At 73.6% G+C, this 5,314-nt stretch carries 6 protein-coding genes; 4 read left to right on the plus strand and 2 right to left on the minus strand.

Going from position 1 to position 5,314, the window contains the following annotated elements; translation table 11 throughout:
- Positions 1–232: hypothetical protein (locus VKG64_12000; GenBank protein ID HKB25763.1), on the plus strand; the 232-nt coding region annotated here is incomplete at its 5' end.
- Positions 226–1,872, plus strand: coding sequence for a hypothetical protein (locus VKG64_12005; protein HKB25764.1), 1,647 nt, complete (start codon positions 226–228; stop codon positions 1,870–1,872). The genes VKG64_12000 and VKG64_12005, both read left to right, overlap by 7 nt.
- 10 nt (positions 1,873–1,882) lie before the next feature.
- Here VKG64_12005 and VKG64_12010 read toward each other — a convergent pair whose 3' ends face one another.
- Positions 1,883–2,935: an HD domain-containing phosphohydrolase gene (locus VKG64_12010; protein HKB25765.1), complete on the minus strand. Its 1,053-nt coding sequence runs from the start codon at positions 2,933–2,935 to the stop codon at positions 1,883–1,885.
- A gap of 1 nt (position 2,936) precedes the next feature.
- On the minus strand, positions 2,937–3,839 hold the full coding sequence (locus tag VKG64_12015; GenBank protein HKB25766.1) for a diguanylate cyclase: 903 nt from the start codon (positions 3,837–3,839) through the stop codon (positions 2,937–2,939).
- A gap of 126 nt (positions 3,840–3,965) precedes the next feature.
- On the opposite strand from VKG64_12015, the gene VKG64_12020 reads away from it, so the two are divergent.
- Together VKG64_12020 and VKG64_12025 are read left to right on the plus strand one after the other, a co-directional pair.
- A complete protein-coding gene (locus tag VKG64_12020; protein ID HKB25767.1) occupies positions 3,966–4,199 on the plus strand; it encodes a sulfurtransferase TusA family protein in 234 nt (77 codons plus the stop codon).
- A gap of 19 nt (positions 4,200–4,218) precedes the next feature.
- A partial coding sequence (locus VKG64_12025; protein ID HKB25768.1) for a cysteine desulfurase family protein occupies positions 4,219–5,314 on the plus strand: 1,096 nt, incomplete at its 3' end.

Raw genomic sequence — 5,314 nt, forward strand, 5'->3', positions numbered from 1 at the left:
GGTGGACAACCAGGGCCGCTGGGCGCTCGTCCGGAACGTGACCGGCACCCGGTGCCGGCTCTTCCTCCGCGACCGGAGGGGATACGAGCGGATGCTGAGCGAGTTCGTCCGAGCGATGGAGACGGGCCACGCGCCCGAGAGTGACGGGACGTCGGGCCGGCGCGACCTCGCGGTCGTGCTCGCGGCGTACCGCTCGATCGCCGAGCGCCGCCCGGTGGACGTCGAGTGCTGAGCGAAGAAGCGCTGATCCTGATCGCCGCCGCGGGCGGGCTCGCCCTCCTGGTGCTCGGCGTGATCGAGCTCCTGTGGCCGTCGAAGCCGCGCCTCCCCGTGCGCCGCGCGTCGACCCCGCTTGCGCCGCCGCCCGCCGCGGCGCGGCCCCCGCGCGCGGCGCCGGCGCCGGTCGCGAAGCCGGTCCCGCCGCCGGCGTCCGCGGCCCGGCCCGAGCCGCCGCCCGCGGCGGAAGGCGCGCCGCCGAGGAAACGGCGGAGCAAGGTCTCGCCCCACGCGCGATCCCACGCGCGGCACGCGATCGCGGCGTCGGGCGCCGCCGCCGCGGGCCCGAGCACCCCGCCGCCCCGGAGCGCGCCGCGCCCCGACGTCGCGCCCGCGCCACCGGCGCCGCCGCGCCCGCCTCTCACGCCGTCCGTCGTTCCGCAGCCCGTCGGCGCGGGGTCAGCGAGGCCGGATCAGGCCGAGGGCGGGCCGAGCGATCTGCGGGAGGGCTCCGTCACGCCCGTTCCTCCCGCCGGGCCCGTCCCGGCCGAGCGGCAGCTCGATCCGGCGCTGGTCGAGACCTGCTTCGCCCTCTACCAGAACCGACGGCACGACGAGGTCGTCTCGATCGGCGAGGACGCGCTCGGCCGCGTTCGCGCCGAGTCGCTCGTCGAGGACGACGCCCGCGAGGTCGCGGCGCTCTGGGCGGTGGTGGCGCTCGCGAAGCAGGCGCGGGGCGACGACGAGGGCGCGTGCGCGGCGCTCGAGTCGGCGCTCGCGATCGCGCCCGAGCCCGAGCGGCCGACGTACCGCCAGCACCTCGCCGGGCTCTCGCTCCACGCCGCGCAGAGCCTCCTCGCGCGCGCCGGCGGCCAGGAGAGCGAGACCCGCGTGGCGGAGCTGCGCGCGGCGCTCGTCTGGGTCGCGCGCGGACTCGCGCTGGCGCCCGCCGACACCCGGCTCGCCGAGCTGGGCACGCAGGCGCGCGCGGCGCTCTGGCCCGCTTGCGAGCAGGCGGTCAACCGGCTCCTCCAGCGCCAGGACTTCGAGACGGCCCGGCGGCTCGTGCGCGAGACGCTCGACGACCCACACCTCCCCTCGGAGCTGGTCGACGACTTCGAGCATCTCCTCACCGGGACCTTCGGCGGCGAGATCGGCCAGCTCACCGCGCAGGCGATCCGCAGCATGCAGGAGGAGCGCGAGTCCGAGGCGCTCGCCTCGCTCCGGCGCGCCGAGGAACTGCTCACCACGATCGCCCACGAGGCGCTTCCGCCGAAGCGCCGCGAGGAGGTGGACCAGCGGCTGTGGTGGGGCTACACGCGGCTCGGCGTGCGCCGGGTGGAGGCGGGCCAGTACGAGGAGGCGGTCGACCCGCTCGTCCACGCGCTCCGCTTCGCCGACATCGGCCCCGACCGCCAGGCGGAGACACGCGCGACGCTCGCGCGCGCCCTCGAGGGCGTCGCCGACCTGCGCGCGCTCCGCATCCGCCAGCTCAACGACGACGGCAACCGCGACGAGGCCGTGCTGCGGACGGAGATGCTGCGCGAGCTCCTGCGGCGCTGCATGGAGCTCGGCCTCTCGGAGGACGAGCTGTCCGCCGCGTTCGCGAAGACGCGGCGCCTCGTGGCCGAGCTCGGGATGGAGGATCGCGCCTGAGGCTACCGCCTCAGGGCTCGACGCTCTTCCGCCGGACCTCCTCGAGCAGCGCCTCGGGCACGCGGAAGAAGGACTCCACGACCGTGGGGTCGAAGTGGGTGCCCGCGCAGCGCCGGATCTCGGCCTTGGCGACGTCGAAGGGCTTGGCCTTCGAGTACGGGCGGTCGAAGGTCATCGCGTCGAAGGCGTCCACGGCCATGAAGATGCGCGCGCCGAGCGGGATCTCCTCGCCCTTGAGGCCGCGCGGGTAGCCGGACCCGTCCCACTTCTCGTGGTGCGCCCAGACGATCGGCACCGCGCCGCGGAGGAACGGGATCCGCTCGATGAGGGCCTTCCCGATCTCGGGGTGGCGCCGCATGATCGTCCACTCGTCCGGCGTGAGCGGCCCGGGCTTGAGGAGGATCGCGTCGGGGATGCCGATCTTGCCGATGTCGTGGAGCAGGACCCCGTGCCCGAGGTCGGTGAGGTCGGCCTCGGGCACGCCGTGCTCGCGCGCCGTGGCGAGCGCGTAGCCGTGGACGCGCCGCGAGTGCGCCTCGGTGCCGACGTCGCGCGTGTCGAGCGCCGACCCGAGCGCCTCGAGCGTGGAGCGGTAGGTGTCCTGGAGCCGCTGGTAGGCGTCGGCGAGGTCGCGCGTGGCCTCGACGACCCGGCGCTCGAGGAGCTCGTGGTACTCGCGACGCTCGATCAGGAGCTGGCGGCGTTCGTAGGCGCGCTCGGCTGCGATGAGCAGCTCGTCCACGTTCACGGGCTTCATGATGAAGTCGTACGCGCCGAGCTTGAGGCTGTCGATCGCCGTCTTCACGTCGGCCGCGCCCGTCAGCACGATGACCGCCGCGTCGCCGTCGATCCGCCGCACCGCCTGCAGCAGCTCGATCCCGGACATGCCGGGCATCTTGAGGTCGGTGACGACGAGGGGCGGGCGCCCGGCCTTGAAGACGTCCACGCCCTCGCGGCCGTCGTTCGCGAGCAGGCAGTTGTAGCCGACCGAGAGGAAGATCTGGTGGAGGACCTCGCGGACCTGGCGGTCGTCGTCGACGATCAGGATGTCCCGCTGGGCCATGCTAGCCGCCCACCTTCTCCGCGGGCCCCGCGGCGACGACCTGGTTCTTGCCGGCGCGCTTCGCCGCGTACAGCGCCTCGTCCGCGGCGCGGAAGAGGTCGTCGGAGGTCGTGACCTCGTCGTCGGGCAGGCTCGCGACGCCGAACGAGGCGGTGACGGGCTTGCCGTGCGAGAACGGGAAGGTCGCGACGACCTGGCGGATCCGGTCGGCGTAGAGCCGCGCGCCGGCCTTCGAGGTCTCGACGAGCAGGACGGCGAACTCGTCGCCGCCGAAGCGCGAGACGACGTTGATCCCGCGCGAGTGCTTCATGAGGATCTGCGCGAGCTCGCGCAGGGTCTCGTCGCCGACGGCGTGGCCGAACTCGTCGTTGACGCTCTTGAAGTTGTCGATGTCGAGGAGCACGAGCGACACCGGATGGTTGAAGCGCTTGAAGCGCGACATCTCCTCCTCGAGGCGGAGCGAGAAGAAGCGCCGGTTGTAGAGCCCCGTCACCTCGTCGCGGAACGAGGTCTCCTTGAGCTTGGAGTTGGTGACCTCGAGCTCCTTGTACGCGGCGTCGAGGCGCGTGGCGAACGTGTTGATCTCGATCGCCTGCTGCTCGATGGTCGCGAGCATGCCCGTGAACGACTTCATCAGCGTGCCGACCTCGTCCGTGCGGGTGCCGAGCCCCGCGAGGGTCGGCTGCGAGGACAGAAGCTCCGCGATCCGCCCCACGGTCCGCCCGAGGTCCCAGATGAGCCACGCGCCGCCGACCATCGCGAGCACGGTGAAGAAGATGAGCCCCTCGAGGCCGACGGCGCTCGCGGGATGCAGCGCGTCGAGGCGGGGGAGGACGTAACGGTAGACGACGTAGCCCAGGACGAGCAGGGGCAGGCCGGAGGTCACGCAGAGGGCCACGAGCACCCGCTGCCTGAGCCGTCGACTGAGAGACGCGAAGTCGGGAGAAGGGCTCGCGCCTGGCATCCTGAGCCATTATTCTTGTTGCCGCGACACCCTGTCAATGTCAGAATTCTAAAGGATTTTCGCGCGATGCCAGGGGCCGACGTGACGCTCGATTGCTTGGGGCTCTTCTGCCCGATGCCTGTCCTCAAGACGCGCGAGGCCATGAAGAGGCTCGGGCCGGGACAGATCCTCGAGATGACGTCGGACGACCCCGCGTCCGAGGCGGACATGAAGAGCTGGACGAGCCGCACGGGGAACGAGCTCGTGGAGATCGGGAGGAATGGCGCGGTCTTCCGCTTCGTCATCCGCAAGGCCGGCTAGCGGCGGCGCCGCCGGCGCCGTGCCCCGCGTGTACCTGGACTACGCGGGGTTCTCGCCGGTGGACCCCCGCGTCGTCGCCGTCATGCGGCCGTTCCTCGAGGGCGGCGTCGGCAACCCCGCCGCGCCCCACTCGCTCGGCCTCGAGGCGCGCGCCTCGCTCGACGGCGCGCGCGCGAAGGTCGCCCGGCTCGTCGGCGCGACGCCGGCCGGCGTGATCTTCACGGGGAGCGCCACCGAGGCGAACAACCTCGCGGTCCGCGGCGCGGCCGAGCGCGCGCGCGGGCGCCACGTCGTCACCTCGGCGGTCGAGCACATCTCGGTCCTCAATGCGTGCCGCGATCTCGAGAAGCGGGGCTGGAGCGTCAGCTACGTCGGCGTGGACGCCGATGGGTGCGTGGACCCGCAGGCGGTCGCGCGCGCGATGCGCGACGACACCGCGCTCGTGTCGCTCATGGCGGCGAACGGCGAGATCGGGACGCTCGAGCCCGTGCGCGCGGTCGGGCGGATCGCCCGCGAGCGCGGCGTGCCCTTCCACGTGGACGGCGTCGGCACGGTGGGGCGCGTCCCGCTCGCCGTGGACGACGCGCAGATCGATCTGCTCACCCTCTCCTCGAACGACATCTACGGGCCGCCCGGCGCCGGCGCGCTCTGGGTGCGGGCCGACGTGAAGCTCGCGCCCGTCATCGTGGGCGGCGGCCAGGAGGGCGGCTACCGATCGGGGACCGAGAACCTGCCCGCGATCGTCGGCCTGGGCGTCGCCGCCGATCTGGTCCGGCTCGAGGGCCCGGCGGAGGCCGCGCGGCTCCGCGCGCTGCGCGACCGGCTGCTCGCGGGACTGCTCGACCGGCTCCCGGAGGCCCGTGTCACGGGCGCGCGCGGCGACGGGCGCCTCCCGCACCACGCGTCCCTCGTCGTGCCGGGCGTGAAGGCGGACGCCGTCCTCCTCGAGCTGGACCTCCGCGGCATCGCGGCCTCCTCCGGCTCGGCCTGCAACGCGTCGACCGGCGAGCCCTCGCACGTGCTCCGCGCGATCGGCTGCGGCCGTGATGCGCTCGAGGGCTCGCTCTGCTTCACGCTCGGCCGCTGGACGACGGCGGGCGAAATCGACGCCGTCC

This window comes from Candidatus Methylomirabilota bacterium, assembly GCA_035260325.1.
In the GTDB taxonomy this organism is placed as follows: Bacteria; Methylomirabilota; Methylomirabilia; order Rokubacteriales; family CSP1-6; genus AR19.